Genomic DNA, 2,754 nt, shown 5'->3' with positions numbered 1-2,754 from the left:
TGGAACAGCAGTTGGCGAACGGCGATATCGATTTGGTGATCGCCACACCCGATCCCGCGATGCCGCATCTACGTGCATGTCATCTTTACGAGGAAACATATGTCCTCATCGGCAGGCAAAGCCACCCGGATCTGAAGCCTGGTCTGACGATCGAGAACTATGTCAGGCTGGAACATATCATCGTCTCACGGCGAGGCGGCAATTTCGAGACACCAGTTGACGACGCCTTGGGGGTTCTCGGTTATCGGCGCAATGTCGTCATGTCAGCGGGCTCGTTCTTGTTCATTCCCGAAATTGTTTCCAGCAGCGATCTTGTCGCGCTCGTACCCAGGCGGCTGTTTCGTGCCCAATCGGAAAGGCTGACGATCATCGATCTGCCCTGGCTGAGCGAGCGGTTCGATATCGGCTTGATCTGGCACGAGCGTTGTCACGGCCATGCCGGGCAGCGCTGGGTTCGCGAATTGATCGGAAAGCTGATGGTCGAGGGCGAAGACGACGCGCCGCGCGGCTAGACTAATCGGGCAGCGACAGTTTCCCGCCATCGCCGAGGCTATCGAGTTCGTCGAGCTCGGCGGCGTGGCGGCGGCCCCATTTGCACAGGTCAAGTAGAACTGGCCTCAGGCTTTGGCCCAGCGGCGTCGCTTCATAATCCACTCTAGGCGGCACCTGCGGGAACACCGTGCGGCTCACGATGCCGTGCGCCTCCATCTCGCGCAATTGCTGGATCAAGACCTTCTGGCTGATAGCGGGCATCAGCCGGTTCAGTTCGGACATATTCGGCCTCGAGCTTCTGATATTCGGCGTTTAGCGCCCCAATGGTGGCGTTCTCCTCGGCAGTGAGGTCGAGCGGTTCGCCCTGCACTTAGCCCAGGAGAAACTCGGTCCACTCGTTCATCAGCATACGACGCCGGTCAAAAAAATCGGTGCGCCGATAGGCTGCTTCAACCGCGTTGGCGATGCGATGTGCCAAAGCCTTGTCTGCGACTTTCCTTCGGCACGTTGGTGCATTCGGCCACCCAATCGGTGAACGTGCTGCGAAAGCCGTGAACGGTCGCATTCCCAACCTTCATGTCCCGCAGAACCTTTAGCATGGTCATATCGCTGATCGGCTTGTCACCTGTGAAGCTGAACAGCAGGCTCTCCGGCTTAACCTCGCCGTGTAATGCGAGGTGACGCTGGTGCAGCGCGCGCAGCAGCTTGACCGTAGCGGGGGCGAGCGGAACGACGTGGGCTTCCTTCATCTTCATTCTGGCCGCGGGTATCGACCAGACCGCCTTGTCGAGATCGAACTCGGCCCAGGTCGCCTTGCGAGCCTCATTCGAACGCACAGCGGTCAGTACCGTGAGCCTGAGCGCGTCCCGACCGAGGGTTGAGGGAAGAGCGCTCAGCGTCTTCATGAAGGCGGGCGCATCCTCATGCGGCATCGCGGCGCGGTGGGTCGCGCGACGGGTCTGGCGCGGCAGACCGCGCGTCACCGATCGAAGCGAAACTTCGTCCGGCACCAGCCCTTTGATGTGCGCGAAGTCCATCACGGTGCCGATACGCTGAAGCACCCGCTTGGCTGTATCCGGGATGGTCAACCAGATCGGCTCCAGCACGGACAGCACCGCCGCGCTGTCGACCGCTGTAACGGCTTTGCCGCCAATATGCACGTGCCGCTCAAAGCTCGACATCCATGAGGCGTGTCGCTGGTCCTTCCAGCCGCCCTTATCGCGTCGTAGCAATCGCGCGTCACCTTCTCGAAGGTCGTGCCGATTTACGGGTCGCGCGCCGCCTGGAGGTCGGATCAATGCCGGCGCGTACCGCCCTGCGCAGGTCTGCCGCGAGTATCCGCGCGTCGGCCAGTGGTACGTCGTGGGCGGGTCCCAGACCGAAATCCCGCCGCTGCCCGGCATGCTGCATCCGGAGCACCCACGATCGCGTTCCGCTTTCGCGCACAAGCAGATATAGCCCGTGCAAGTCGGCGTGCCTGCCGGGGCCAGCATGTTTGACCTTGAGAGTAGTCAGCGCCATCGAAACCTCGTTCTGAAGTCCCACATCGCGTCCCACGTTTCGATCCGGATTTTGTGACAAACTGTGGGACGAGCTGGACCGACAGTTTTCAAGTATTTCTCGCTAGATCAATAGGTTGAGACGTCCTGAAGGTTGCTGAGATTTCAGAACGGTATCCTTCACAGGAGTCGGTCCGCGCGCCCGCCAAGACGCGTGTCGAGATCGTGCGGCTGCCGGGCTACACGTGGTTTCCCTCCCATGTGAAGCGGCGCCTGACGTTGCGATCGTCGGCGACGCCGTCTAATTCAAACACCTTATTATGAGTGATTGCTAATATAATTGGGCGCTCCCGGCGGTCGGAGAATTTTTGGAAGATTTCTTTGCGCCTTATCCGAAGTTAATGCGGAACCTTGTCGCAGGTGCTTTGCTCTTCTTGCGCTGGCACGGCGGTGGTTGAGGGACCATCCGTTTTCGCCCGACAGGGAGAATTCGATGCGACCCTCGGCAACAATGAAGGCGATATCATCGCGGTCTCGTGCGTTCCCCCATCAGCATCATGCCGAACCTGTTCCAGCGCTGGCCGAGCGCCGCGGCGGCACGACATCGCCGGCGAGGGAAGAAGCCTTTGGGCGGGGATAATCGACAACCACCAGGAGGAAACCATGCTTGATCAGGCCGTCAAAGCCTATTCGCGTCCGCCGGTCATTGCCGCTCGCCGCGGGTCGCCGGCGCTTCGCCAATGCTGCGACAGCTACATCTGTC

2 protein-coding genes and 1 pseudogene are annotated in these 2,754 nt (G+C 60.5%); 1 reads left to right on the top strand and 2 read right to left on the bottom strand.

Annotated elements, in window-relative coordinates; genetic code table 11:
* Positions 1 to 512: LysR substrate-binding domain-containing protein (locus tag EOA27_RS30755; protein WP_245491206.1), on the top strand; the 512-nt coding region annotated here is incomplete at its 5' end.
* Between the two features lies 1 nt (position 513).
* On the opposite strand, the pseudogene EOA27_RS30750 reads toward EOA27_RS30755, so the two are convergent.
* Together EOA27_RS30750 and EOA27_RS41660 are read right to left on the bottom strand one after the other, a co-directional pair.
* Positions 514 to 783 (bottom strand): annotated as a pseudogene (locus EOA27_RS30750) (helix-turn-helix domain-containing protein); the annotation flags it as partial.
* A 158-nt stretch (positions 784 to 941) separates the two neighbouring features.
* On the bottom strand, positions 942 to 1,673 hold the full coding sequence (locus tag EOA27_RS41660; protein WP_210211620.1) for a tyrosine-type recombinase/integrase: 732 nt from the start codon (positions 1,671 to 1,673) through the stop codon (positions 942 to 944).
* Positions 1,674 to 2,754 lie beyond the last annotated feature (1,081 nt).

The organism is Mesorhizobium sp. M2A.F.Ca.ET.037.01.1.1 (genome assembly GCF_003998075.1).
In the GTDB taxonomy this organism is placed as follows: Bacteria; Pseudomonadota; Alphaproteobacteria; order Rhizobiales; family Rhizobiaceae; genus Mesorhizobium.
Note: the sequence above shows the minus strand (reverse complement) of the source record. Positions and strands in the feature narration are given on the sequence as shown.